At 68.4% G+C, this 25,991-nt stretch carries 23 protein-coding genes; 12 read left to right on the top strand and 11 right to left on the bottom strand.

The genetic code is table 11. The features are described 5' to 3' along the window. Positions 1–96 precede the first annotated feature (96 nt). Complete coding sequence (gene glgC, locus CA982_RS06755) at positions 97–1,311, top strand: glucose-1-phosphate adenylyltransferase (RefSeq protein WP_086534567.1); 1,215 nt, start codon at positions 97–99, stop codon at positions 1,309–1,311. Here glgC and CA982_RS06750 read toward each other — a convergent pair. Genes CA982_RS06750 through cofD form a run of 3 tightly spaced genes read right to left on the bottom strand, consistent with a single transcriptional unit; the run spans position 1,308 to position 4,284 of the window. Next, on the bottom strand, positions 1,308–1,904 hold the full coding sequence (locus CA982_RS06750) for an NUDIX hydrolase (protein ID WP_086534566.1): 597 nt from the start codon (positions 1,902–1,904) through the stop codon (positions 1,308–1,310). The two genes, glgC and CA982_RS06750, sit on opposite strands and share 4 nt — an antisense overlap. Next, the gene (locus CA982_RS06745) at positions 1,901–3,250 is read right to left on the bottom strand and encodes a coenzyme F420-0:L-glutamate ligase (RefSeq protein ID WP_086534565.1); all 1,350 of its coding nucleotides are present in this window, start codon (positions 3,248–3,250) and stop codon (positions 1,901–1,903) included. The genes CA982_RS06750 and CA982_RS06745 overlap by 4 nt, the downstream gene beginning before the upstream one ends. Further along, complete coding sequence (cofD, locus tag CA982_RS06740) at positions 3,247–4,284, bottom strand: 2-phospho-L-lactate transferase (RefSeq protein ID WP_086534564.1); 1,038 nt, start codon at positions 4,282–4,284, stop codon at positions 3,247–3,249. Before cofD ends, CA982_RS06745 begins: the two co-directional genes overlap by 4 nt. Before the next feature lie 691 nt (positions 4,285–4,975). Between cofD and CA982_RS26715 the strand changes: the two genes are divergently transcribed. Continuing rightward, positions 4,976–5,233: a WhiB family transcriptional regulator gene (locus tag CA982_RS26715; protein WP_171011557.1), complete on the top strand. Its 258-nt coding sequence runs from the start codon at positions 4,976–4,978 to the stop codon at positions 5,231–5,233. An 87-nt stretch (positions 5,234–5,320) separates the two neighbouring features. On the opposite strand, the gene CA982_RS06730 is transcribed toward CA982_RS26715, so the two are convergent. Further along, the gene (locus CA982_RS06730; protein WP_086534562.1) at positions 5,321–5,842 is read right to left on the bottom strand and encodes a metallopeptidase family protein; all 522 of its coding nucleotides are present in this window, start codon (positions 5,840–5,842) and stop codon (positions 5,321–5,323) included. A 141-nt stretch (positions 5,843–5,983) separates the two neighbouring features. On the opposite strand from CA982_RS06730, the gene CA982_RS06725 reads away from it, so the two are divergent. The 3 genes from CA982_RS06725 to manA all read left to right on the top strand — a co-directional run bounded on the left by CA982_RS06725 (position 5,984) and on the right by manA (position 9,233). After that, entirely contained in the window at positions 5,984–6,493 is a 510-nt protein-coding gene (locus tag CA982_RS06725) for a DUF3499 domain-containing protein (RefSeq protein ID WP_208617901.1), read from the top strand. A 299-nt stretch (positions 6,494–6,792) separates the two neighbouring features. Continuing rightward, complete coding sequence (locus tag CA982_RS06720) at positions 6,793–7,950, top strand: hypothetical protein (protein ID WP_086534705.1); 1,158 nt, start codon at positions 6,793–6,795, stop codon at positions 7,948–7,950. Further along, a complete protein-coding gene (manA, locus tag CA982_RS06715) occupies positions 7,947–9,233 on the top strand; it encodes a mannose-6-phosphate isomerase, class I (protein WP_086534561.1) in 1,287 nt (428 codons plus the stop codon). The genes CA982_RS06720 and manA overlap by 4 nt, the downstream gene beginning before the upstream one ends. 35 nt (positions 9,234–9,268) lie before the next feature. Here manA and eccE read toward each other — a convergent pair whose 3' ends face one another. Next, positions 9,269–10,984: a type VII secretion protein EccE gene (gene eccE, locus CA982_RS06710; protein WP_244176153.1), complete on the bottom strand. Its 1,716-nt coding sequence runs from the start codon at positions 10,982–10,984 to the stop codon at positions 9,269–9,271. Between the two features lie 224 nt (positions 10,985–11,208). On the opposite strand from eccE, the gene eccB reads away from it, so the two are divergent. Further along, entirely contained in the window at positions 11,209–12,705 is a 1,497-nt protein-coding gene (gene eccB / locus CA982_RS06705) for a type VII secretion protein EccB (protein ID WP_086534560.1), read from the top strand. A gap of 24 nt (positions 12,706–12,729) precedes the next feature. Here the strand turns inward: eccB and hpxO are convergent, their stop codons facing one another. Both hpxO and CA982_RS06695 read right to left on the bottom strand, forming a co-directional pair. Continuing rightward, entirely contained in the window at positions 12,730–13,887 is a 1,158-nt protein-coding gene (hpxO, locus tag CA982_RS06700; RefSeq protein WP_086534559.1) for an FAD-dependent urate hydroxylase HpxO, read from the bottom strand. A 109-nt stretch (positions 13,888–13,996) separates the two neighbouring features. Continuing rightward, positions 13,997–14,623, bottom strand: coding sequence for a TetR/AcrR family transcriptional regulator (locus CA982_RS06695; RefSeq protein ID WP_086534558.1), 627 nt, complete (start codon positions 14,621–14,623; stop codon positions 13,997–13,999). Positions 14,624–14,741: 118 nt separating this feature from the next. On the opposite strand from CA982_RS06695, the gene CA982_RS06690 reads away from it, so the two are divergent. The 5 genes from CA982_RS06690 (at position 14,742) to nrdF (ending at position 19,945) form a co-directional block, all read left to right on the top strand. Then, positions 14,742–15,299, top strand: coding sequence for an NAD(P)H-dependent oxidoreductase (locus tag CA982_RS06690; RefSeq protein ID WP_086534557.1), 558 nt, complete (start codon positions 14,742–14,744; stop codon positions 15,297–15,299). A gap of 385 nt (positions 15,300–15,684) precedes the next feature. Beyond that, complete coding sequence (locus CA982_RS06685; RefSeq protein WP_004019249.1) at positions 15,685–15,918, top strand: redoxin NrdH; 234 nt, start codon at positions 15,685–15,687, stop codon at positions 15,916–15,918. Between the two features lie 201 nt (positions 15,919–16,119). Then, a complete protein-coding gene (gene nrdI / locus CA982_RS06680) occupies positions 16,120–16,587 on the top strand; it encodes a class Ib ribonucleoside-diphosphate reductase assembly flavoprotein NrdI (RefSeq protein WP_086534556.1) in 468 nt (155 codons plus the stop codon). A 94-nt stretch (positions 16,588–16,681) separates the two neighbouring features. Further along, complete coding sequence (gene nrdE / locus CA982_RS06675; protein WP_086534703.1) at positions 16,682–18,874, top strand: class 1b ribonucleoside-diphosphate reductase subunit alpha; 2,193 nt, start codon at positions 16,682–16,684, stop codon at positions 18,872–18,874. 66 nt (positions 18,875–18,940) lie between these two features. Then, a complete protein-coding gene (gene nrdF / locus CA982_RS06670; RefSeq protein ID WP_086534555.1) occupies positions 18,941–19,945 on the top strand; it encodes a class 1b ribonucleoside-diphosphate reductase subunit beta in 1,005 nt (334 codons plus the stop codon). A 46-nt stretch (positions 19,946–19,991) separates the two neighbouring features. On the opposite strand, the gene CA982_RS06665 is transcribed toward nrdF, so the two are convergent. Continuing rightward, positions 19,992–20,801 carry an SWIM zinc finger family protein gene (locus CA982_RS06665; protein WP_086534554.1) on the bottom strand — a complete coding sequence of 270 codons (810 nt, stop codon included), beginning with the start codon at positions 20,799–20,801 and terminating at the stop codon, positions 19,992–19,994. Continuing rightward, positions 20,798–23,800: a DEAD/DEAH box helicase gene (locus tag CA982_RS06660; protein WP_086534553.1), complete on the bottom strand. Its 3,003-nt coding sequence runs from the start codon at positions 23,798–23,800 to the stop codon at positions 20,798–20,800. Before CA982_RS06660 ends, CA982_RS06665 begins: the two co-directional genes overlap by 4 nt. 139 nt (positions 23,801–23,939) lie before the next feature. Between CA982_RS06660 and CA982_RS26670 the strand changes: the two genes are divergently transcribed. After that, positions 23,940–24,110 (top strand): hypothetical protein, encoded by a 171-nt coding sequence (locus CA982_RS26670; RefSeq protein WP_086534552.1) that lies wholly within the window; start codon positions 23,940–23,942, stop codon positions 24,108–24,110. 9 nt (positions 24,111–24,119) lie between these two features. Here CA982_RS26670 and CA982_RS06650 read toward each other — a convergent pair whose 3' ends face one another. Beyond that, positions 24,120–24,608: a beta-class carbonic anhydrase gene (locus CA982_RS06650; protein ID WP_086534702.1), complete on the bottom strand. Its 489-nt coding sequence runs from the start codon at positions 24,606–24,608 to the stop codon at positions 24,120–24,122. Between the two features lie 138 nt (positions 24,609–24,746). After that, a complete protein-coding gene (locus tag CA982_RS06645) occupies positions 24,747–25,787 on the bottom strand; it encodes an ABC transporter substrate-binding protein (RefSeq protein WP_208617900.1) in 1,041 nt (346 codons plus the stop codon). Positions 25,788–25,991: the final 204 nt, after the last annotated feature.

Raw genomic sequence — 25,991 nt, 5'->3', positions numbered from 1 at the left:
ATCGGTGCCGGTCAACGGTCACCGGGGCCGGGACGCGCGGCATTCTTCCGGCCCGGTCACCTGGCCGACGGGTTCGATGGCGGTTAAGTTGGGGGAGTGAGATCTGAGCCGCACGTCCTCGGCATCGTCCTCGCAGGCGGCGAAGGCAAGCGTCTGTATCCGCTGACGATGGACCGTGCCAAACCTGCGGTGCCCTTCGGCGGTGCCTACCGGCTGATCGACTTCGTGTTGTCCAACCTGGTCAATGCCGGTTACGAACGCATTTGCGTGCTGACACAGTACAAGTCGCACTCGCTGGACCGGCACATCTCGCAGACCTGGTGGACGTCGGGATTCCACGGCGAGTACATCACCCCGGTCCCGGCCCAGCAGCGTCTCGGACCGCGCTGGTACACCGGCAGCGCCGATGCGATCTTCCAGTCGATGAACCTCATCACCGACGAACGACCCGAGTACATCGTCGTCTTCGGCGCCGACCACGTGTACCGGATGGACCCGTCGCAGATGGTGGCGGCGCACGTCGAATCCGGCGCCGACGTGACGGTCGCCGGAATCCGTGTCCCGCGAGCGGAGGCGACGGCCTTCGGTTGCATCGACTCCGACGAGAGCGGCAAGATCACCCGCTTCCTGGAGAAGCCGACCGATCCGCCGGGGACGCCGGACGATCCCGAGTCGACGTTCGCGTCGATGGGCAACTACGTGTTCACCACCGAGGCGCTGGTCGACGCGCTGCGCGCCGACGCCGCTGACTCGGACTCCGACCACGACATGGGTGGCGACATCATTCCGGCCTTCGTGCGCCGGGACACCGCCTACGTCTACGACTTCAAGGACAACGATGTCCCCGGTGCCACCGAACGCGACACCGGCTACTGGCGTGACGTCGGAACGCTGGACGCGTTCTACGAGGCCCACATGGACCTCGTGTCGGTTCATCCGATCTTCAATCTGTACAACGGCCGCTGGCCCATCCGCGGCGAGACACACAACCTGCCGCCCGCCAAGTTCGTTCAGTCCGGGGTGGCCGAGGACTCCGTCGTGGGGTCCGGCTGCATCATCTCCGGGGGCACGGTGCGCAACTCGGTCCTGTCGTCGAACGTCATCGTCGAGGACGGCGCGGTGGTCGAGGGCAGCGTGCTGATGCCCGGTGTCCGCGTCGGAAAGGGCGCGGTCGTCCGCAAGGCGATCCTCGACAAGAACGTCGTGGTGGGTGACGGCGAGCAACTCGGCGTCGATGTCAGCGCCGACCGCGAACGGTTCTCGGTCAGCGCCGGCGGTGTGGTCACGGTGGGCAAGAACATCCGCGTCTAGCGCGATGAGCCGTCCCGCAACGCCGCGTCGATGAGCGTCGCGATGTCGTCCCCGGCGTCGTCCGGCAGGGCGTCGACCGGCCACCAGCGCAGATCCACCGACTCGTCGCTGCGCACGACCTGGGGGAGTTCTCCGTCGGACGTCGGTGCGGCGATCACTCGGTAGCGGACATCGAGGTGGCGGGTGGGGACGCCCAGCGAGCAGGTGATCGGGTGGGTGTGCAGATGCACGATCCCGCCTCCGGGATCGGCGGGGTCCGTCGTGTCGAGTACGAGTTCGGGCATGCCCGACTCCTCTCGTGCCTCGCGCAGCGCCGCGTCGGCGAGGGAGTCGTCGGTCGGTTCGCAGTGCCCGCCGAGCTGAATCCACTTGCCGACCCGGGGATGCAGGGTGAGCAGGACGTGCCGGCGCGTGGCGTCGAAGACGATCGCCGAACCCGTCAGATGTCCTGCCGCGCTGGCCCGTAGGCATCCCTGCGAGGATGCCGCCAGGAAGGCGAGGTACGTGTGGCGGAGGGAGTCCTGGTCGGGATCCGGTGTCTCCCACCGGGTGAGGGCCTCGACGGCGGACGCGTGCAGCGACTCGGCGGTCACAGCTCCAGCACCCAATCGGCGGTGGGGGCGGGGTCGCGGAGCTCCGACGGTTCGAGGGGATGACCGATGGCGACCGCGCCGAGTGGTTCCCAGCCGGGGTCGAGGTCGAGGACCCGGCGTACCGTCGGCGCGGCGAAGATGGTCGACCCGATCCAGCAGCTGCCGATGTCGCGGACCGACAGTGCGGTGAGCAGGGTGGCGACCGCCCCGCCGGCGGCCACGGTGAACATCGTGTGTTCGGCTGCGTTGCGCCGCTCGTCGGGGTACTCGTGGACGCCATCGGGCACGAGGAACGGGATCACCAGTTCCGGGGCGTCATAGAGGATCTGTCCGCGTCGCAGCCGTTTCTCGATGGATTGTGTGGTCTTGGAATCCGACTCCAGATCGGCGCGCCACTCGTGTGCCATCGCGTCGAGGAGTTCCCGACGCCGGGATGCCGACCGCAGCCAGACGAAGCGGACCGGATGCGTGTGGTGGGGCGCCGGAGCGGTGAGCGCCTCGCCGAGGGCGGCGCGCAGCTCCTCGGGGTCGACGGTCCGGTCGGCGAAGGCCCGTACCGAACGCCGGGTGCGGATGGCCTCACGGCGTCCCTGGGCGATCGCCTCCTCGGTCCCGAGGCGGAACAGGTCCTCGTCGTGGGGCCGGATGAGATCGGCGGCCGTGGTCCCGTCCTCGGCCGGACCGAAACCGCGGACGACGGCGACGGGGACGGCGGCCAGCTTGCCCTTCACGAGGTCGGCCGCGGCGGCGAGCTCGTCGGCGACCGCGATCTCGGTGACGATCAACGGGTTTCCGTAGTCGTCGACGCCGCCCTCGTAGGGGTGGGTCACCGCGATACCCGATGCACCGATGGCGACGTCGGTCTGTCCGGTCCGCCAGGCGCGGCCCATCGTGTCGGTGATGATCACCGCGACGTCCAGGCCGGTGGCATCGCCGATGGCCCGCCGGAGCGCCGCCGCGCTGCGGTCGGGATTCTCCGGCAGTAGCGCGAGCTGGTCGCTGCGCACGTTCGAGCCGTCGATCCCGGCGGCGGCCTGGACCAGGCCCAGCCGGTTCTCGGTGATGAGGGTTCGGTTCTTGCGTGCCAGTACACGCACCGATTCGTCCTCGACGAGGCGACGGCGCAACGCATCCCGCTCCTCGGGGTCGCTCGGTGCGTCGACCATCCGACCCTCGGCCTTGGAGATGATCTTGCTGGTGACCACCAGGACGTCACCGGATTCGAGCCAGGGTGCGGCAGTGAGGATCTCGCCGGCGACGTCGGTATCGGCGGTGAACTCGGGCAGACCGGTCACCGGACGGATCTCGAGCTGGCCCGGGGCGCGGTGGTCGGGGCGTGCGGTCACACGAGGCCCTTGTTCGCATCGGGGAGCGCGACGTCGACGAGGGCGCAGGCCGCACGCACCATCTGGGCGGTGGCCGCGGGGTCGGTCATGAGGAGGGGGGCGGCGCCGACGGCGATGCCGTCGACGGCGGCGTGGTCGCCCTCGGCGATCAGCCAGCCGTCCAGGATCCCGTTCCCGCTGCGGGCGCCGTAGTGTCCGGCGATGCCCTCGGCCGAGGACTCGACCTCGATCACCGACAGGCACTCGTCGGCCATGCCGCGCAGCGGCCGGTTGTCGATGACCGGTGAGATGCCGACCACGGGGGCCCTCGTCTGTCGCAGTGCGCTGCGCATCCCGGGGACGCTGACGATCGCGCCGATGCTCACGACCGGGTTCGACGGCGCGAGCAGGACGACGTCGGCGTCGGCGATCGCGTCGAGGACACCGGGTGCGGGCGCGGTGTCGTCCGAACCGACCTGTGCGAAACCGGAGGTCGGGATCTGGGCGCGATGGCGCACCCACCATTCCTGGAAGTGGATCGCGACCCGTTCGCCGTCGTCGCCGTCGGGCTTGGCGACCACCACGTGTGTCTCGTGACGGTCATCGGTCACGGGCAGGAGTCGTACGCCGGGGTTCCAGCGGCGGGACAACGCGGCGGTGACGTCGGACAGTCGGTACCCGGCGTCGAGCATCTGAGTCCGGATGAGGTGCGTGGCGAGGTCGCGATCGCCCAGTCCGAACCAGTCCGGATCGGCACCGTAGGCGGCGAGTTCCTCCTTCGCGTGCCAGGATTCGTCGCGCCGGCCCCACCCGCGTTCGGGATCGATCCCGCCGCCGAGGGTGTACATGCACGTGTCGAGGTCGGGGCAGATGCGGACGCCGTGCATCCACGCGTCGTCGCCGACGTTCACGATCGCGGTGATCTCGTGTTCGTTCGCCTGGACGCCGGACGTGTCGTCCTGGGGGGCCGGGAACGCCGTCGGGCCGAACAATTCGCGCAGCCCGAGGAGGAATCGTGCCCCTCCGACGCCCCCGACGAGTACGGTCACCTTCACAGCAGGTACTCCTTCACACCGCCACTGTAGTGCGCGGTGTGCGAGGGCGGTCAGGGGCTGTCGGCGCGGTACGGACGATTCGGACCGGCGCCGCGGTCGGTGTGACATGCACGTCGGGTTGAGGTCAATGTCGTGTCGAGTCACAACGATGTCGGATCCTGGTGGTAAACAGAGAATCTTTGACTTCAACTTGACCGCGACCGCCCTGGGCGTGTGTAATCACATCAGTGTCATTCCGAGTTTGAGATCGAGAACCTCTGGATCGAAAACCGCTGGACTTCAACGGATTCGATTGTATGTTCGAACTCGGGTGAGGGTCGGTTCCGGCACTTCGCGGGCCGTCGCTCGGGCGCTGTGTGTACGACTGATGTGGGAGTCTCCGCATCCGTAGTACAAGTGGTGTGGCAACAGTGGTGGGTGCGGCACACAGGCCGTGTTCGCAAAGGACGCAGAAACTACCAACATCCCGAGCTAGGAGGCGCCGACGATGGCTTTGGAAAACCCGATCGGCAATCCGCTTGAACCACAGAATCGCCCGCAATTCATCGCCGAGTTCAACACCCTTGGCCCCGTTGATGATTCGATGATCGGTGGTACCGCCACCTCGTCGGCCATCGGTGTCGGGACCGACCTCGAGTCGCCCCTCGGACCCGTCGCCGACGACGCGGACCCGGGCCGTCGTCATCTCTCGTTGGTACCCAACGACTTCGACGATCTCTTCGACGCCGTCGAGGAACAGTGGCAGGACCGTGCGCTGTGTGCGCAGACCGACCCCGAGGCGTTCTTCCCCGAGAAGGGTGGGTCGACGCGCGAGGCGAAGCGGATCTGCCAGGGCTGCGAGGTGAAGTCCGAATGCCTCGAGTACGCACTGCACAACGACGAACGCTTCGGTATCTGGGGCGGCCTGTCCGAGCGTGAGCGCCGGCGCCTCAAGCGCGGCATCATCTGACTCGGCGCCCCGCACGGGGATCGCCCGACACATCGATCGACCTCACTGTCGGCCGGCCGAATGGCTACCGCAGTACTCGACCGCGGATCACTCTGGTCCGCGGTCGATCGTGTCTTCGTCGACACCCAGATGCGTCGCCACCTGTTGCACGAGGACCTCATGGATCAGATCCAGCAATTCGGTGCCCTTCTTGGCGCGCGACTCCAGCGGCCGGCGGAAGAGGATGATCTGCGCGCGCGTCGGCGCACCGTTCACATCCATCCCGGCCGGGATCAGCCGAGCAAGCGGGACGGCGCCGTCGGCGGTCACCTCGTCGGGCCACTCGACGGTCTCCGGGTCGCGCGGCAGCAGCCGCGGGATCTCGTCGACGGCGATGTCGAGCCCGGCGATCTGGTCATGCCACTGCGCGTCGATCTCCGCGAAGGCCTCCAGCGCGACCGCGTCGAATTCGTCCGACCGGCTGTTGTGTGCGGGCACGCCCTGCGGGAGCAGCGGCGAGCGCAGTCCGCGTCCGCGACGGTCACGATGACGCCCCACCCGCCGCCGACCGCGGCGGGACTCCGGCAGGCCGGAGGCGCCACGTGGAGTCGGCTTCGGGTCGATGCGCATGGCGAGAGTGTAGGAGGTCGGCCGACCCCGTGTCTCCTCTGGCCGCCCGTGTCTCCTCTGGCCGCCCGTGTCTTCGCCGGCGGCCCGCGCGGTGAGCGTGTCGTCGACGTGGTTGCGAGCGACGAGGGCTAATCTCGTCACGTGAAGCTTCCCCGACTGTGCTGCCGACCCGGCTGCGCCCGATCCGCGGTGGCTACCCTGACCTTCGTCTACGCCGAGTCGACCGCGGTGATCGGTCCGCTCGCGACGTCGCAGGAGCCGCACTCCTGGGACCTGTGTGACGACCACGCCCGCCGGATCACCGTCCCGCGCGGCTGGGAGATGCTGCGCAGCGAGCGGGGTTTCTCCGCGCCGCCGGCCGAGGATCAAGAACTGACCGCCCTCGCCGAGGCGGTCCGGGAGGCCGGAGCCGTCGCCGGAGGCGGACGCCCGCGTTACGTCGACCGCGGTCCGATCGACGCTCTCGACGCCTTCGAGGACACTCACTTCGCCGACGCCCACCGCGACGCGGTGGAGGACCGTCGCTCGGGACGCCATCGCGCCGGTCCGGTCGACGCACCGTCGCAGCCGGCCGGGGCCCCGCGACACCAGACCCGCCCGCGTCCGGGTCGTCGCGGGCACCTTCGAGTACTGCCGGATCCGGTCGACTGACCGGTCACCACCGCGCGGGGGGCGTGGACCTCGTCGACGTCGTGGAGGGACGTCGCCACCGCGACGGTGTGCCGTCCCCGTCGACCGTGCGTCTCTTTCCGTCGACCGTGCGTCTCTTCCCGTCGACTGTGCGTCCGTTCGCGTCGAGTGTGCGTCTCTTTTCGTCGACTGTGCGGCCGTATCCCGGCATCGTCGAACGCGGGTCGGTGATCGCCGGCCCCGCGGCGGTGGCCTCCGGTGTCACCCGGACTGTGTCGAGTACGTGCGCGCCGACTCCGCGACCTGGCTACCCTGGTGACATGCGAACCGGTTCCCCCGACCTCGACAACGCCGAGGAGCTGATCTCGGCGGATGTCGACGGTTTGCTGAGAGCGGTCGCGCTCGCCGGTGCCCAGGTACGCGCCGTTGCCGAAGCCGTCCGCGAAGGTGTGCTCGCGCCGCTCGCCGACCTTCGTCCGCGCAGCGTGGTCGTGGTCCACGGCTCCAGCGGGGTGTCCCATCGGGCCACCGACTTCGCGGTGGCGACGCTGGCGGCCCGGGTCGACGTGCCGGTGGTCAGCGGACCGGTGTTGCCCGGGTGGATCGGACCGCTGGACGTCGTGATCGTCGCGGGCGACGACGCCGGGGACATGGCGCTCGCCGATGCCGCCGCGCGCGCGCTGCGCCGGCGGGCAGAGGTCGTGGTTCTCGCCCCGGTGGCCGGTCCGTTGCAAGATGCATTGGGCGGCAACGGGATCAACCTCGCACCGCGTTTCGACATCGAGCCGCGTTTCCGGTTCGTCGGCTTCGCCGCGGCGCTGCTCGCGGTCTTCGGGGCGCTGACGCAGGTCCGGTTCACCGGGTCCGTCCCCGCACTCGACGATCTCGCCGACGCGCTCGACGCCGAGGCCTCCACCGGGCATCCGGCACGCGATGCCTTCCACAACCGCGCGAAGTCGCTGGCGTTGCGCGTCCAAGGACGCCCCACCGTGTGGACCGCGGACAGCCCGGCCGGGGCGGCCATCGCCCGCCATGCGGTCGCCGGACTCGTGGGCCTGTCCGGAATCGTCAGCGCCGCAGCCGAACTCGCCGACGTCTCGCGGATGGTACAGCTGCTCGAGGCGCGTCCGGACAGCGGGCCGGCCGTGGACTCCATCTTCTACGATCCCGACTTCGACGGACCGCCACCGGCTCCCGCGCCGCGAGTTCAGGTCGTGTCGACCGGCAGGCGGGAGTGGTACACGCGCCAGCGTGTCACCGGCCTGGGTGAGGTCGATGTCCTGGTCGGAGCCGATCGAGCAGAGCAGACTTCGGCCGCCGGGGGCACGGACGGCCGGGAATGGGACGACCGGCGCCCGGCGCCGGGCGAGGATCCGGTGGCCGACGGCCCGGGGGACGTACTGGATTTCCTGGTCGTGGCACTACGGGTCGAGATGGCGGCGGTGTACCTCCGCCTGGTTGGGAACGCGATGCAATGAGGATCATCGACGGAGTGGTGCGGCCCTACGCGTGGGGTTCACGGACGGCGATCGCATCGATGCAGGGCAGGCCCGTCCCGTCGGCACATCCCGAGGCCGAGCTGTGGTTCGGCTCCCATCCGGCGGGGTCGGCCCGGTGTGTCGACGTAGCCGGAATCCAGCAGGATCTCGTCGATGTGATCGACGCCGATCCGATCGGCACGCTCGGCACGGCGAGTACGGCCGCCTTCGGGGACCGGCTGCCGTTCCTCCTCAAGGTGCTCGCCGCCGAGGAGCCGCTGTCCCTGCAGGCCCACCCGTCCGCCGAACAGGCGCGCGCGGGGTTCGAACGCGAGAACTCGCGCGGTGTCGGTCTCGAGGCCCGCGACCGCAACTACCGCGATCCGTGGCACAAGCCGGAACTGATCGTCGCCACGACCCCGTTCGACGCCCTGGCGGGTTTCCGCCGACCCGAGGACACCGTTCGGTTGCTCCGCGCGCTGCAGGTGAGCGAACTCGATCCCTACCTCGGGATGTTGGCCGGCCAACCGGATTCCGAGGGATTGCGGGCGCTGTTCACCACGTGGTTGACGCTCCCCGAGTCCCTGCTCCGGCAGCTCGTCCCGGCGGTGCTCGCCGGGGCGATCGCCGTCCTCAGTGCTGGGGAGAGCGAGTTCGTCGCCGAGCTGCGCACCGTCTGTGAACTCGGAGAGGCCTACCCGAACGATCCGGGTGTCCTGGCGTCGTTGCTGCTCAACAACATTCATCTCGAACCCGGGCAGGGTCTCTATCTGTCCGCGGGCAACCTGCACGCCTACCTCCGCGGTACGGGTGTGGAGATCATGGCGAACTCGGACAACGTGCTGCGCGGTGGACTGACGCCCAAACACATCGATGTGCCGGAGCTGTTGCGCGTCCTCGACTTCACCCCGGTCGATGTCGCCGACCTGACCCCCCAGGTCCGGACGATCGGCGCCGAGCGGGTCTATCTCACCCCGGCCCCCGAGTTCCGGCTGTCGCGGGTCGAACTCGACGGCACGGGACTTCATCATGCCTCGTCGATCTGCTTCGACATGCCCGGCCCGCAGATCCTGGCGGTGCTGAGCGGTGCGGTGGAGGTCCGGCCCGCGGGCGGGGCCCCGCTCACCGTGACGGCCGGCCGGGCGATGTGGATCACCGACGACGACCCGGACGTCATCGTCCGTGCGGCGTCGGCTCGGGCGGTCTTCTATCGCGCGCTCGTTCCGGCCGCGGTCACGGCGCAGCCCGGGTTGACCCCGACGGTCGCGACCGCGACCGAATGAGCTGACCGCACACCAGAATTCGGCTGATCCGCGGGTCAGCGTCGGGCCGGCGCCGCAGGCGCGGTGGCCGCGGGTTCCGGATAACCGCCGATCAGGTTCCATTCATCAGGGGTCGCGACCATCGTGACCAGGGTGGGCCGGTCGCCGGTGTCGAGTGAGATGTCCTGCGGGGTCCGCGGATTCTGCCGCAGTGCGACCGTGGCGCCGTCCGCGGGTTCGCCCGCTCCCGGTGCGACGACGATCATCCGGGTGGTGTCGGATGCGGGGGAGGGCGGGGCGACCCCGTCGACGATGAGCAGGGCCGGGCCCGGACGCGCCGGAGTGCGGTCGCCCGAGAGCGACAGCGCGCTCGGATCGCCCACGGCGGTGACCACCGGGGTCCACCGGTGCGGGCGGTCGGTGTGCACGCGCACCGCGGCGCCGACCGCGACTGCGCGCAGGGCGATCTGGGCGACGACATGGATGCCCGCGGCCACCGACACCGTGGAGATGCCGGGCCCGACGAGCCGGGTCGCGACCGCGCGGCCGGCGTGATCGGCCCCGATGAGCTGTCCGCAACCACCGGCCGGGAGGCGTGTCGAGGCGAGGAACGCGTCCGCCTCCGCTCCGGTCAGCACCGGAACCGCCCGGTCGAGGCGAGTCGAGGTCGAGATGGGAAGACTGGCTGCGAGAGCATCGAACTGGCGGCCATCGAGTGGGATCAGCCCGGCCGGCCACTCGGTCAGGGCGCGCCGCGCCGCGGGGAACTCGTTGACCCGGACGATCCCGGACACATCGACTGTCGTGCGATCGCCGCGGCGCCTACCCTCGGTCGCTCGCGGCCGCAACTTCACGGTGACGGTCGTCGAGACCGCGGAGTTGACCCAGACGCCGCGCAAGACGTCGGCCAGGGCGGCCGGTTCGACAGCCGCGCTGCGCATCCGCAGACCGGCCACGCCGACCGAGTCGCGCTCCTCCGACAGCGAGTCGAGGGCCGCTCCCTCGGTCAGCTGAGTCGTGATCGCGGTGATCTGCGCAGCCGACAGAATCGTCGTCGACAGACCCTGTTCGGCAAGTCGTTTCGCGACACGGCGGGTGGTCACGGTCGCGGTGCGCAGGGCGCCGGTCGCGCCGCCACCGCGGCGGGCGACGGCGTCGGCGCAGTCGAGCGGGTTCAGCCGCAGGACGACCAGCACCGACCGTTGGGCCGTCGCCGACAGCGGGCCCAGGGTGCGGTCGTAGGTGGCCGGCGCGACGCCCGAACCCCATACGCGCACACCATGGCTGATGATCTCGATGCTGCTGAGCTGGATGTCGTACGGGCTGATGCACTCGGCCAGGACGCCGAGCGGGACCACCTGACCCGATTCGTCGTCCATCTCGCTGTGCCCCGGGGTCAGATAGGTGACCGCCGGACCTCCCGGGTCCACCCGGACCACCGTCACGAGAGTGTCGCCGACCCATCGCGCGCCGATGGTCGTGGGAGCCGATGAACGGCGTGCCGCGGCATGGGTGTTGGGGGCGGGCAACGGGATGTCGAAGGGCGCCGGGGCGAGATCGGCGTGGTCGCGACGCATGCGGGACCACGAGAACGACAGGTTCGCGAGGATCCGGCCGAACACCGACGGCCGGCCGCCCACCCGCACCAGGCCGGCCGAGACGAGCACGGCGACACCGAGCGCGACCGCGCCCCAGCCGCTGCCGGACACGGTCCAGACGACCAGCCCGATCGCCAGGATCGCCTCGATCACGACGAGTGTGGGCAGTGCCATCCCACGCGTGTTCCGCTCCACGGTTGCGACCCCCTCGATCACCGCTGCCGACTGCCACGTGCCACCCACCGAGTGTGTGCACAAGCGGTGGAGCCCCACACGTCAGGGGCATGTTTGTCGGTTAGGCTACTACCGCGCGGCAGGGGGTATGCCGCAGGAGATCACAACCCGCCCGCCGCCGGATGAGGTCCGGCGCCTCGGAACGGGTGCGGACAGGGGGAGTCGTGGCACGTCAGCTGACGACCAAAGCCCAGGTCAACGGCTATCGCTTCCTGATCAAGCGGCTCGAGCACGCGCTGGTCCGACGCGACGTCCGGATGCTGCACGATCCCATGCGTTCCCAATTGCAGGCCCTCGTGGTCGGTACGGTCCTCGGTCTGCTCGTCCTCGGCGGGTGCGGGATCTGGGGCCTCATCCGGCCGCAGGGCTCGGTCGGGGATGCCACGATCATCGTCAGCAAGAACAGTGGCAGCACCTATGTACTGATCGAGGACACCCTGTATCCCGTGCTGAACCTCGCCTCCGCGCGGCTGGTGACCGGGAGTTCGGAGTCGCCGACGTCGGTCGGGGACAACAAGCTCAAGCCGTACCCGCGTGGGCCCCTGCTGGGCATCCCCGGCGCGCCGGCCGCCCTGCCGGGATCGTCGCACCCGGACTCGTCGACCTGGACGGTGTGCGATTCGTCCACGGTGTCGGAGGCGCCGACGGAGTCGGTCGAACTGACCGTCATCGCCGAGACACCGCGCCTCGGCGATTCGATCGGTACGGCGCGACCGGCCGGTGCCGTGCTCGTCGACGCCGGTGACGAGACATTCCTCGTGTATCAGCTGTTCCGGGACGGTGCCTGGAGCCCGGTGCGTGCCGCGGTCGACACCGCGAGCGCACCGGTCATGCGCGCCCTCGGCCTCGAGGGGGTCACGCCGCGGCAGATGTCCACCGGCCTGCTGAACACGTTCCCCTTGGTCGATCCGCTTGCGGTGCCGGAGATCCCGGGTGCCGGGCAGCCGGGCGTGGTCGACGGCGCGAGTATCGGCAGCGTCGTCAAGTCGGTCGGTGTCGACGACACCACGACCTTCCACCTCGTCCTGCGCGACGGGGTGCAGGAGATCAGTGCCCCGACCGCGGAGCTGATGCGGCTGGCCGACTCCGACGCCGCGCCGGTGACCACCGTCGCGCCGGGACAGCTCGCCGCACTGAAAACCGTTCGCTCGGCACCTGTCTCGGACTTCCCCGAGGTCGCGCCGGAGCTGCTGGACGTGAGCGGCGATCCGACACTGTGTCGCACCTGGACCCGCGGCACGGGGGAGCCCCGGGCGCAGACCTCTTTGCTCGCGGGTCGCGAACTGCCACTCGGCCCGGACGCGGTTCCGGTCCGGCTGACCTCGTCCGACGGTGCCGGACCGAACCTCGACGCGGTGTACGTACCTCCGGGCTCGGGGGAGTACCTGCAGGTGACCGGCAACGAGGCAGACAGTTCGCGCACCGAATCCCTCTTCTACGTCAACGATTCGGGGGTCCGCTTCGGCATCCCCGACTTCGAGACCGGCGGGGTCCTCGGACTCGGGGACTCACCGTCCCGTGCCCCGTGGTCGGTGGTGGCCCTGCTGGCACCCGGGCCGACCCTGGCGCGCGAGAACGCGCTCGTGGCGCACGACGGCCTGGAAACCGCCCGACTCGAGGCCGGCCCGGAACGCACCGGGGCACCGCACGCCGGGGGATGACCGACGGCCGCGTCCGTCGCGGGCCTACGTGAGCGGACCGCCGACGATGTTGCCGACGATGCCCCGGATCACGTTCGTACCGTCCTCGGATCGCAGTTCCTCGTACCAGGCCGCGGTCGCCTCCGGGTCTTTGCCATGCGTGACGTCGCACCGCTTGCGCGCGCGGAGAACGAGGTCGGCGGCCCGCTCGGTGCGGGACGCCTCGTAGGCCGCGAGGGCCGCGTGCAGGTCGTCGGCATGGTCGCGGAACGCGAATTGCAGTGCGATCGAGTCCTCCATCGCCGAGCAACCGCCCTGACCGATGTCCGGGGTCGTGTTGTGTGCGGCGTCGCCGAGCAGTGCGACACGTCCCTTGACCCAGGTGTGGAACGGATCGGTGTCGAGGATCTCCACCCGGTTGGTGGTCTCCGGGTCCAGCGTCCGGATCAGCTTCTGGACACCGGGAGCCCATCCCGCGAACTCATCGGCCAGTACGTCACGCGCCGTGCCGCGTTCGAACGGAACCCCCTCGGGCATGGTGACGTCGAAGAAGAAGTAGAACCTGTTGTCCGCGACCGGCATCACCGACACCCGGCGCGAATCACCCACGTAGGTGGTCCATTCGGTCGCCGGCCCGATCTCCTCGTCGACCGGGACCAGTCCGTTGAAGTTGACGTACCCCGCATACCGGCGCTCGACGGCGCGACCGAGGACGTAGTCGCGGGCCAGTGATCTCGCACCGTCGGCAGCGATGACGATGTCGCCGTGAGCGGTGCTGCCGTCGGCGAATTCGACGGTGGCGTGATCGGGACCGTCGTGGACGGCGACCATCTTCTTGCCGAATCGGATCTCGTCGTGACCGAAGGCGTTCATGAGCATGAGCTGTAGTTCGGCGCGTGCGATCGGATACGGGCGCTGCCCGACCTCATCGATGAGCGGTGCCATGCTGAAGCGGCACATCGTCTCTCCGGTGAACGCATCGATGTAGCTCATCGAGTCGACGATGCCGCCGAGCGCAGCCGTCTCCGCCTCCAGGCCCAGGTGATTCAGGCATTTGACCCCGTTGGACCACACCGAGATCGCCGCACCCACCGGCCGGTTCTCGGTGACCTGTTCGTACACCTCGACCTCGTGCCCGAGCTGTCGCAACGCGATGGCCGCCGAGGTTCCGCCCATGCCGGCGCCGATGATCACTGCTTTCACAGGAACCCAGGCTAGGTGTCCCGGCGCCGCGGCGCGCGGCGAGCGTCCGGGACAGCGGGCAACCCGGTCGACGGCGTGACGAACTCGCACGCCGATGGAACCGGTGATGTCAGGACCGATGGTGGCCGGTGACGAGCGCGGTGACCATCTCCTGCCACTGGTGGGTGATCGTGTCGAGGTCGAGCCCGACCTCCACCAGCAGGTAACGCACCGAACTCGCCGACAGCGGCGCCTGGACGGTGAGCGCCAGGAAATCCAGCGCGCCGTCGAAGCCCAACTGCCGCAGCAAGATCTGTACATGCTGGGTGGACGTGCGGGCCACCGGATGGCTCATGAAGTCCTCGGCGCCGGCGCCGGCCTCCAGCAGGATGTCCAGGTGGTCGGAGGTGAGTTTGAGACGAGCGCGGCCGTAGGCGAGTAGACGGTCGAGCGGGGGAGCGCCCGGTCCCAGCGGCTCCGGACCCGAGAGATAGGCCTGCTGGATCTCGGACTCACTGTGGTCGAGGAGCGCGAGCATGAGCCCGGTCCGACTGCCGAAGCGACGGAACACTGTGCCCTTGCCCACACCTGCCTCGCGGGCGACGGCCTCCATCGTGACCGCGGCCGCGCCGTGATGGTCGATCAGGTTCTTTGCGGCAGCCAGCAGCAGACGCCGGTTACGTGCGGCGTCGGCACGTTCGGTCCCCGAGGGGTTGAGCGAGATGTGGAGCGGGGAGTGGTCGGGCCCATTCGGCACGTGATGAGCCTAACTCTTGACCAGATTCGGAATGAATCGGACCCTGGTCCGGTTAGAGCATGTCGTAGACAAGGTCCCGTGGGCATTCACGGACCCCTGTGCCATCGAGAGGAATCACATGTCGGAACGAGTCGTCGAACTGGTCGCGCTGGTCGGAAGCCTGCGCGCAGCATCCCTGAACCGCCAGCTCGCCCACGTGGCCGCGGACAACGCGCCCGCCGGGGTCTCCATCACTGTCGTCGACGACCTCGGCTCGCTGCCGTTCTACAGCGAGGATGTCGATGTCGAGGATCAGCTCGACGCCGGCGTGGCGAAGCTGCGCCAGGTCGTCGGTGCCGCTGACGGCGTGCTCATCGCCACCCCGGAGTACAACGGCACCATCCCCGCCGCGCTGAAGAACGCCATCGACTGGCTGTCGCGGCCGTACGGCACGGGTGCGCTGACCGGCAAGCCCGTCGCGGTGCTGAGCGCGGCTCTCGGTCAGTACGGCGGCGCGTGGACGCGTGAGGACACCCGCAAGTCGGTCGGCATCGCCGGCGGGCGTGCGATCGAGGAAGCCGACCTCGGCGTGCAGGTCGCCGCTCTTCCCGAAGGAGGACTGAATGATCCGGCGGTCGTCGAGAAGGTCGTCGCCTCCGTCTCCCGGCTCGTCGACGAGGTTGCTGTCAGCGCCTGATCTCACCACGACGTACGACGCCGCGCCCGGCTCTGCCCGGCGCGGCGTCGTCGTGTCCGGGGTCGGGTGTGGATGGTCGGTGGACATGTTGTGGACCGCCTCTGGACAACCTGTGAGCGACACGCCGAACACGCGGTGGACACGCCCGGATTTGTGATCGTGCACCGCTCCGACCTGCATGTCTTCCATCAATGTTATTCACAACCCCTTGTGGTGGTCAGAAATGTCAGCCACTAGGTGTAGTGTTTGCGTTACCAGTCAGGCACAAGACGAGAAGCAGTTCGACTCCTCGACGAAGCCATCACGGTGGTGATCCAGATCACCATCTTCACGCTGGAAAACCGCACGTCACTGGCGATTCCTACGACCCGAGGAGTACCTCCGAATGTCAATCACCGTCTACACGAAGCCGGCCTGCGTCCAGTGCAATGCCACCTACAAGGCCCTCGACAAGCAGGGCCTGTCCTACGAGATCGTCGACATCAGCGAAGATGCCGAGGCGCGTGACTACGTGATGGCGCTCGGCTACCTGCAGGCGCCCGTCGTGGTCGCCGGCGACGCACACTGGTCGGGCTTCCGCCCCGACCGCATCAAGGCGCTCGCCACCGCCGCTGCCTGACCCGTCGGTCGTCACCATGGCGGTGACGACATCCACCGACCGGCGATGCGCGAAGCGATCCGACGGGGAAGCCGGATCGCACCGTATCTCCGTAGTCATCGAGGAAATGGTCACGCCGGTCACGGCGTTGATACCGACAGTGCCTGCCGGGAGTCGACTCCCGCGGGCGAGATCCACGAGAACGACCAGGTTGGAGGAGACATGACGGCAGCCGCATCGCCGTTGATCGTGTACTTCTCCTCCGTTTCGGAGAACACCCACCGGTTCGTCCAGAAGCTGGACATGCGCGCCGAGCGCATCCCGCTCCTCGATCGGACCGGTGTTTTCCGTGTCGACGAGCCGTACGTCCTGGTCTGTCCGACCTACGGCGGGGGCAAGGCGACGGGGCAGCCCGGCGGTTACGTCCCCAAACAGGTCATCCGCTTCCTCAACGACGAGCACAACCGATCGTCGATCAGGGGGGTGATCGCGGCGGGTAACACCAACTTCGGTGAGGAGTTCTGTTACGCCGGCGACGTCATCGCACGCAAGTGCCGGGTGCCCTACCTGTACCGATTCGAACTGATGGGCACCACCGACGACGTCGACCGCGTGCGCGCGGGACTCGCGGAGTTCGCCCTGAGTCCGGCGTTCGCGGCAGGTGTGTCGCTCAGCGCCTCGCCCGCCTGACCCGACGTTCGCGCGTCGCCAGGCTTTGTCGTACCCCGTCGATATCGTGCCCACCATCGGCCTCAGCCACCACTATCCGCAGGAGTCATCTGTCGTGTCGCCCACCGCCGCCGTCTCGGACACCACTTCAGCCAGCAAGTCGGGCGTGCACCCCGGGCCTGCGGGGCATGATCCCGGAGAGCTCGATTACCACGCGCTCAACGCGATGCTCAACCTGTACGACGCCGACGGCAAGATCCAGTTCGACAAGGATCGCGAGGCCGCGAACCAGTACTTCCTGCAGCACGTCAACCAGAACACCGTCTTCTTCCACGACCGCGACGAGAAGCTCGACTACCTCATCGAGGAGAACTACTACGAGCCCGAGGTCCTCGCGAAGTACGACCGCACGTTCGTGAACGAACTCTTCGATTACGCCTACGGCAAGAAGTTCCGGTTCCCGACCTTCCTCGGTGCGTTCAAGTACTACACGAGCTACACACTGAAGACCTTCGACGGGAAGCGGTATCTCGAGCGTTTCGAGGACCGCGTCTGCATGGTGGCGCTGACCCTGGCCGACGGTGACACCACGCTCGCCCGCAACCTCGTCGACGAGATCATCTCGGGCCGGTTCCAGCCGGCGACGCCAACCTTCCTCAACTCCGGCAAGAAGCAGCGCGGCGAGCCGGTCTCGTGCTTCCTGCTGCGTATCGAGGACAACATGGAGTCGATCGGCCGGTCGATCAACTCGGCGTTGCAGCTGTCCAAGCGAGGCGGCGGAGTCGCTTTGCTGCTCAGCAACATCCGTGAGCACGGGGCACCGATCAAGAAGATCGAGAACCAGAGCTCGGGTGTCATCCCGATCATGAAACTGCTCGAGGACTCCTTCTCCTACGCCAACCAGCTCGGCGCCCGGCAGGGTGCGGGTGCGGTGTATCTGCACGCGCACCACCCCGACATCTACCGCTTCCTCGACACCAAGCGCGAGAACGCGGACGAGAAGATCCGCATCAAGACGCTGTCGCTTGGTGTGGTCATCCCGGACATCACGTTCGAGCTGGCCAAGGCCAACGACGACATGTACCTGTTCAGCCCGTACGACGTCGAACGCGTCTACGGCGTGCCCTTCGCCGACATCAACGTGACGGACAAGTACCACGAGATGGTCGAGGATCGTCGGATCCGCAAGACCAAGATCAAGGCCCGCGAGTTCTTCCAGACCCTCGCCGAGCTGCAGTTCGAGTCCGGCTACCCGTACATCATGTTCGAGGACACGGTGAACCGGGCGAACCCGATCGACGGCAAGATCACCCACTCCAACCTGTGCTCGGAGATCCTGCAGGTGTCGACGCCGTCGACCTTCAACGACGACCTGTCGTATGCCGAAGTGGGCAAGGACATCTCGTGCAACCTGGGTTCGCTGAACATCGCCAAGACGATGGACTCGCCCGACATCGGTCAGACCATCGAGACCGCGATCCGCGGACTCACCGCGGTCAGCGACCAGACCACGATCACCTCGGTGCCCTCGATCGAGCACGGCAACAACCAGTCCCACGCCATCGGCCTGGGCCAGATGAACCTGCACGGATACCTGGCCCGTGAGCGTGTCTTCTACGGCAGCGAAGAGGGCATCGACTTCACGAACATCTACTTCTACACGGTGCTGTTCCACGCCCTGCGCGCGTCGAACCGGATCGCCAAGGAGCGTGGCCGGGCGTTCACCGGTTTCGAGAAGTCGAAGTACGCGAGCGGCGAGTTCTTCGACAAGTACCTCACCAAGGCGTGGGAGCCGGAGACCCAGAAGGTGCGAGATCTCTTCGGCCAGGCCGGGATCGCCATCCCGACCCAGGACGACTGGCGCGAGCTGAAGGAGGCCGTCCAGCGCGACGGCATCTACAACCAGAACCTGCAGGCCGTCCCGCCGACCGGCTCGATCAGCTACATCAACCACTCGACGAGCTCGATCCACCCGGTTGCCGCCAAGATCGAGATCCGCAAGGAAGGCAAGATCGGCCGCGTCTACTACCCGGCGCCCTACATGACGAACGACAACCTGGAGTACTACCAGGACGCGTACGAGATCGGGTACGAGAAGATCATCGACACCTATGCCGCGGCCACGCAGCACGTCGACCAGGGTCTCAGCCTGACGCTCTTCTTCAAGGACACCGCCACCACGCGTGACGTCAACAAGGCTCAGATCTACGCATGGCGGAAGGGGATCAAGACGCTCTACTACATCCGCCTGCGCCAGATCGCGCTCGAGGGGACCGAGGTGGAGGGCTGCGTCAGCTGCATGTTGTGATCCTCTGTGAGGCAGCATCTTTCAGGACTTCCAGACTTCAATTGACCAGTTAGACGAGGAAGAGTCATGACCTCCACCGAAAGCCACAGCCCCGCCGACGGAGCGCCCATCAAGCTGGTCAGCCGGGTCTCGGCGATCAACTGGAACCGCGTGCCCGACGAGAAGGACGCCGAGGTGTGGGATCGCCTCACCGGCAACTTCTGGCTGCCCGAGAAGGTGCCGGTGTCCAACGACATCCCGTCGTGGGGCACGCTCACCGAGTATGAGAAGCAGCTCACGATGCGGGTGTTCACCGGTCTCACCCTGCTCGACACCATCCAGGGCACGGTCGGTGCGGTGTCGCTGATCCCGGATGCGACCACTCCGCACGAAGAGGCGGTGCTCACCAACATCGCGTTCATGGAGTCGGTGCACGCCAAGAGTTACAGCTCGATCTTCTCCACGCTCTGCTCCACCAAGGAGATCGACGAGGCGTTCCGCTGGTCGGAGGAGAACGAACAACTCCAGCGCAAGGCGCAGATCGTCATGGACTACTACCGTGGCGACGACCCACTGAAGCGCAAGGTCGCCTCGACGCTGCTCGAGTCGTTCCTGTTCTACTCCGGCTTCTACCTGCCGATGTACTGGTCGAGCCGTGCGAAGCTCACCAACACCGCCGACCTGATCCGTCTCATCATCCGCGACGAGGCGGTCCACGGGTACTACATCGGTTACAAGTACCAGCGCGGACTCGAGGTCGAAACCCCGGAGCGTCGTCAGGAACTCAAGGACTACACCTTCGAGTTGCTGTTCGAGCTGTACGACAACGAGAGCGACTACACCGAGGCGCTCTACGACGAGGTCGGGCTCAGCGAGGACGTCAAGAAGTTCCTGCGCTACAACGCGAACAAGGCCCTGATGAACCTCGGCTATGAGGCGATGTTCCCGCGCGACGAGACCGACGTGAACCCGGCGATTCTGTCGGCGCTGTCGCCCAACGCCGACGAGAACCACGACTTCTTCTCCGGGTCGGGCAGTTCATACGTCATCGGCAAGGCCGTCAACACCGAGGATGAGGACTGGGACTTCTAGTCCCTCTCGGGATCCGTAGCGTCACTGCGCACATGGCGCGGTGACGCTACGAATCGTCGACGGTGAGGCGGTCGTAGAGGTCGCCGAGCTCGTCGATCGTCTCGGCGATGTCGGCGGGCGCCACACCGGTCGCGCGCAACGCGGCGCGCAGCTCCGCGCCGTCGAGAGCGGTCAGCGGGTTCATCCGCGACGGCGACGGTAGCGGTGGCAGTGTCGAGGTTGAGCCGTAGAAGTCGTCGGGCCGCAACGAGTCCGATGGCCCGGCATCGTCCGACATCCGTGTTTCCGCGGGGCGCGAATCGATCTCGGCCAGCAGAGCCCGGAGGTCGGTACCCATCACCGTGAGCAGGGTCAGCGGGGTGCGGTCGATCTCGGCGGCCACCTCGTAACAGGTGACGAGCGCGTGGATGCACCGTGGCGCCTCGTCGGGGCAGGTGCAGTCGGTCTCGACATCGGCGGACTCGGTGGGCACCAGCAGCTCACCCAGCGTCGGGGGTTGCTCGCCGCGGGTCAGCAGCATGAGCTCGTCGACGGCGCGCCGCTCGCGGAGGAGGGTCGCGAGCGTCGCGGTGTCGACGGTGCGGGTGGTCAGGATGACGTCGAACGGTTCGAGCTGCGTGCCTTCGACCGATGCGGTCACCTGGCCGGCGCCGATCCGCAGGCCGCGCAGATGGCGATCACGGAAGTATCTGCGTGCCTTGGTGATGCGGCGACTGTCGGCGACCGACTCACCGTCGGCGCCGCGGCCCTCGACCACGTCGACGAAACCGCGCGACCATGAGGTGAGTCCATAACCGCGGACCGCGATCGTGCCGCGTTCGCCCCGGCGTTGCGTGCCTTTCTTGCGCACCGTCATTCGCTGACCGCCTCCTCGCGTAGCCGGAACAGCTCGAAGAGTTCGTCGTCGGCAAGGTCGGACACCCAGTTCTCACCCGCGGCGACCGTCAGTCGGGACAACTCGCGTTTCTTGGCGATCATGTCGTCGATTCGTTCCTCGATGGTGCCGACACAGACGAAGCGGTGCACCGACACCTTCTGATCCTGGCCGATGCGGTAGGCGCGGTCCGTGGCCTGATCCTCGACGGCCGGATTCCACCAACGGTCGACGTGGATGACGTTGTTGGCGGCGGTCAGGTTGAGGCCGGTGCCGCCGGCCTTCAACGTCGCCAGCAGGATTGGCGGCCCGTCGTCGGATTGGAAGTCGGCGACCATCCGGTCGCGTTCGGTGCGGCCCAGGCCGCCGTGGAGCAGCGGGATCTCGGTGCCGAACTCCGCACTCAGCCACGAGGAGAGCATGTCGCCGAAGGCGGCGAACTGGGTGAAGACCAGCGCGCGGTCGCCCTCGTCGGCGACCGTGGAGACGATGTCGTCCAGCAATTCGACTTTGCCGGAACGATGTTCGCCGTCGCGGACGAGGTCGGTGCCGTCGGCGAGATAGTGCGCCGGGTGGTTGCACACCTGCTTCAGCCGGGTCAGGGCGGCCAGCACGTTGCGGCGCCGAAGGGTCCGCTGCTGTTTGTCGCGCAGTGCCGTCATCAGCTCGTCGATCACCGCGCGGTACAGCGCCGCCTGCTCGACGGTGAGGTTGGCGCGGACGGCGAAGTCGGCCTTCTCCGGGAGGTCGGCGGCGATCGCCGGGTCGCTCTTCTCGCGACGCAGGATGAAGGGGCGGGTGATCGCTGAGAGTCGCCGGAGCGCGGCCGGATCGCGGTCTCGTTCGATCGGCTCGGCGTAGCGCGCCCGGAAGACCGATGCCGACCCGAGCAGACCAGGATTGACCAGGTCGATGACGGCGCGGAGATCCTCCAATCGGTTCTCGACCGGGGTGCCGGTGAGGGCGACACGGTGGTCGGCGGGGACCGTCCGGACCGCCTTGGCCGCAATGGTGTTCACGTTCTTCAGGTGCTGTGCCTCGTCGACCACGATCCGGTGCCAGGGTCGGGCGGACAGCAACTCGTGGTCGCGCGCCGCGATCGCAAAGGTCGTGACGACGACATCGGCGGAGTCGCGAATCCCGGCGAAGGCGACCCCGGACTCCCGGGACGGCCCGTGGTGGATCGCCACCCGCAGTGCCGGCGCGAATCGGGCGAACTCCCGCGCCCAGTTGCCGACCAGCGACATCGGGCAGACGACGAGCGTCGGCTTGGGGGGTTCGGCGGCGGGCGGACCGGACCGACCGCTCCTCTCATGGCACTCCAGTGCGATGATCTGCAGCGTCTTGCCCAGTCCCATGTCGTCGGCCAGGACACCCCCGACTCCCAGTGTGGACAGGTGGGCGAGCCAGTCCAGCCCACGCTGCTGATAGGGACGCAGGGTGGCGGCCAACTCGGCTGGTGGCGTGACGGACTCGGGGCGGAGGGTGCCGCCGTCGGCGACGTCGTCCAGCCACGACAGGCCCTCGACGCGCGAGACCGGAACCGGAAGCCGATCCGATTCGCCGGTGACGAGGTTGAACAGCTCGCCGAAATCGCTCGGCGGTTCGGTCGCGGCCAGCGCGCGCTGGGCGGCGACGAACGCGGCCGCCCGGGACAACGCCGAACCCTCGGCGCGCATCCACACCCCGCGCACCCGGACCAGGTCCCCCTTCTGTCCCGACAGCTCGTCGAGATCGGCGTCGGTGAGCGTGATCGCGTCCGGGGTGTCACCGAGGGCCAGGCGCCACTCGAACTCCCGGATCTCCCGCAGACCGACCATCGCCGCCGGCGCCCCGCCGCCGGGCGGGGCGAGCGCGCGCAGCGTCAGACTAGGACGGACCTCGGCGATGGTCCGGGGCAGCAGGACCGGGATGCCGGCCACTCCGAGCGCCGCCGCGCCGGTGGCGAAGAGCTCCTCGGCGACGTCGGTCGGCAGCAGGAAGTCGAGGGAGCCGCGGTCGGGATCGGCCCGGCCGAGATCCGGGAACTCGCGCACGGCCGTTGCCAGCTCGGTCGTCAACGCGTCGAGTTCGTGGGCGTCGAGCCGGTGCGGAGCGACAGGTTCGACCTGCCCGTCGATGCTGCGCCGGCAGACCTGCAGCCGCCACCGGGAGGATTCAGCGACCTCGGAGCGGCTCGGCACGTCGAAGGTGTCGTCGTCCCACGCGTCGTCCCACCGGCTCTCGGCGAGATCGTCGTACTCCGGTTCGTGCAGGCGGAAGATCAGCGAACGATCGTCGCGCGGGGCGCCGGAATTCCACCTCGACCAACCTCCCGCGGCGGCCGCCAGGCGTTCGGGCGAGCTGGGTGGGCGGGGATCGGCGTCGGGGAGCAGTGCCCGGACGATCGGTGACGCGGGGCGTGGTTCACCGAGACGGGCTGCCGAACGCGCGATGGCAGAACGGCATTCGTGGTCGACGAGTTCGGCGAGGAAGTCGTCGAGGGCTGCTGCGGAACCGTTGTGCAACAGCGCGTCCGGCGCGCTGCCCACGACGACGGCGTGCCAGCTGCGCCACGTCGGCGTCGCGACGGCAACCCAGCGGACCATCCATTCGCCGGCCACCTGCAGCACCGACGGCACCACCGTGCCGGACCGCACGAACGACCGCACGCCGTCGAGCAGGTACCGGTACCACCGGACGTCGCCCGACACCGGGACCGACCGCGAGGCATCGAGAAGTGTGACCGCCGACGTCATGCCCAGCGTCGCGGCGCGGACGAACTGCCGGCGGTCGTCGGCGTCGACGACGGGGATCTCGCTGCGGAACCGCCGGCTGTCGAGGACATCGCGCAGCGGCGGCGGGAGATCGGACAGATCGCCGTCGATCCACACCGCCATGCCGACGCCCGGCCGCCAGAGGGCGTGCAGGGGCTCGGCGAGATGAGGCTTCGGGGCAGAGTCCGGGGGAGTCTGACCGCTGAACGGCGAATCATGTGGCATCGAGGATCGTCGGCCAGTTTAGCCGTGGCCCCCGACACCGCCCGGCGTCGCGCAGGGTGGCCGGGCGGCGACGTGGTTTGTCCGCTCGACTCCGCGGGTATCGACGATCGTTGCAGCCGGCACGAGCACGGAGGTATCGATGGGACAGTCCGACAGTCACAAGACGTCCGGGAAAGACGCGCCCGAGAAGGAAGTGGAGAAGGATCCGCCCGGCCCGCAGGACCACGGGCGCGAGGGCGGGATGGCCACGCGTGAGAACGCCCCCGAAGCGGTTCAGCGCTCCGAGGGCGGCGGCTCGACGGACGACTAGGTACGCGGGTCAGGACACCTCGCGCAGGAGTCCGGTCGCGACGTCGAAGACGAATCCGCGCAGCGACGTGGTCTTGGTGACGAACGGGCTGTTCCGGATTCGGGTCAGCGACTGGCGGACGTCGTCGTCGAGGTCACCGAACGACTCGGGCGACCAGGTCGGCTTCTGTCCGATCTCGTCCTGGATCTGCCGCTTGAAGTCGTCGTCGGTGAAGGTCAGCATGCCGCAGTCGGTGTGGTGGATGAGGATGATCTCGGTGGTACCGAGCAGTCGCTGGCTGATGGCCAGCGAGCGGATCTCGTCGTCGGTCACCACCCCGCCGGCGTTGCGGATCACGTGGGCTTCGCCCTCGTTCAGTCCGAGGATGCGGTAGACGTCGAGGCGAGCGTCCATACAGGCCACCACGGCAACGTGCTTGGCGGGCGGCAGCGGCAGCGGGCCCTCGAAGGTCTTGGCATATTCGGCGTTGTTCGCGAGGTATTCGTCGGTGACACTCATGCGCCGATCCTGATGTGTCGTCGCCACCCCGGCGAGGGTTTGGACGCCGGTGATCCGAACTGACCGAAACACCCCCCGGCGGATGTAGCGCTTCGTCGCGTCTGGAGCAACGATGTGCGACACCTGCAGACGAACGGGTCAGGAGTTCCCGTCGAGTGACCCCTTGACGTCGTTGAGGACCAGCCAGGCGGCGGCGAGTCCCGAGGACTCGTACCAGAGGGCGTCGTCGACGGCGAGGACGCGTTTCCACACGGGCGCCCCGAGGCTGAGCCATTCGTCGCTCAGCAAGACGTCTTCGCCGTGGGCGCGGCCCTTCTCGCCCTCGAAGCTGACATAGATGAGGTCGGCGTCGGCGTCGCGGAAGTTCTCGTCGGTGACGGGGAACGAGTCGGGCACGCGCTGCGGGCCGGGGCGCTGGACGCCGATGTCGCCGAGGACCTGCCCGGCGAAGGTGTCCATCCCGGCGATCGTCTCGGAGTCGTCCCCGAATCTCACCAGCGACACCTGCGTGTGGGCGGCATCCATCCGCCTGCCGGTCTTGGCGGCCTCGGTCGTGTACTCGGCGAGCCGGGCCCGTCCTGCCTCGCTGCGGTTCACGGCGTCGGCGACCGCCTGGAACTTCTCCTGCCAGGTGCCGCCGGCCGGGATGGTGACGGAACGGACGCCGCGGAATGCCCGGGCGGAGTCCGCGGTGTCGGCGGTGGTGAGCACGAGGCCGGCGTCGGCGTCGGCCACCGCCGCGGCATCGGGGGCCGACCCGATCGCCGGGACCGCGGTCAGCTGCGGGCCGAGATATGCCGGGACGGACCCGGGCTCGGCAGTCACCGCGACGACCGCGGGGCCGAGGCCGAGTGCGCAGAGTGCGTCGAGCACTGCGGGATCGGTGACCACGATGCGTTCGACATCGACCTGACCTGCATCCGGCGCGGTGGGTGCGAGGCACGTCGTCGCGTAGTCGCGGTCGGCCGAGACGATGTTCACCTCGGCGACCCGCGTGGTCACGGTGGAGATGGGTGACCCGTCCGGGGTCGTCAGCGGCTGTTCGCCCGAACAGGCGGCCAGCGCGACCATCGTCAACCCGATCGTCGTCGCCAGGCCCGCGCGTCGGACGAGGGAGCGGCGGGTGCCGGCGTCGACACTTCTGTCAGCCTCGTTCGCGACCGTGACCCTGCGTTGCACCGGCCCAACCTAGCACCGGCGACACAGCGTCCGGCGTAGGCTCGGAGGCGCACAGTCCAGGCGCCGGACACCGGCGCCCCGAAGGCTGCTCCGAGAGCCCCGCGCGTCGTCGAAGAAACCGCCGATGAGCACTGCCGATCCGGCGGCTCCGACATCGAATACGACAGATCGTAGGACCCGCTCGGCTCGGGCGCCGGTGAGGGT

Source organism: Gordonia lacunae (assembly GCF_002149015.1).
GTDB classification, from domain to species: Bacteria; Actinomycetota; Actinomycetes; order Mycobacteriales; family Mycobacteriaceae; genus Gordonia; species Gordonia lacunae.
The sequence above is the reverse complement of the archived record's forward strand: the minus strand, read 5'-3'. Positions and strand labels throughout refer to the sequence as shown.